Here is a 302-nt window from a genome sequence, read left to right as displayed (position 1 = left end):
CCCCCCCCCCCCCCCCCCCCCCCCCCCCCCCCCCCCCCCCCCCCCCCCCCCCCCCCCCCCCCCCCCCCCCCCCCCCCCCCCCCCCCCCCCCCCCCCCCCCCCTTTTTCAAGCCGAAGACGGCATACGAGATTATTGCGTTCGTCTCGTGGGCTCGGAGATGTGTATAAGAGACAGGGTCCACTACCCGTCGATCTACATCGTCGAATCGGGTGAGGATGTACTCCAGCATCATGAAGTTGGTTAGCAGGATGTCTGGTGGGATATCCGCCATGGCATCGCGCTCAGGTTTCTTTTCCTGCCC

The 302-nt window shown here is 68.2% G+C and carries 1 protein-coding gene; it reads right to left on the bottom strand.

What is annotated here, in order from left to right; genetic code table 11:
* The coding region (locus JHD62_RS21975; RefSeq protein ID WP_199104651.1) for a hypothetical protein at window positions 1–302 on the bottom strand (302 nt) is incomplete at both ends.

Origin of the sequence: Aquitalea sp. ASV11 (genome assembly GCF_016429185.1) — a bacterium.
Taxonomy (GTDB): domain Bacteria; phylum Pseudomonadota; class Gammaproteobacteria; order Burkholderiales; family Chromobacteriaceae; genus Aquitalea; species Aquitalea pelogenes.
This window is presented reverse-complemented; position numbering and strand designations above follow the sequence as displayed.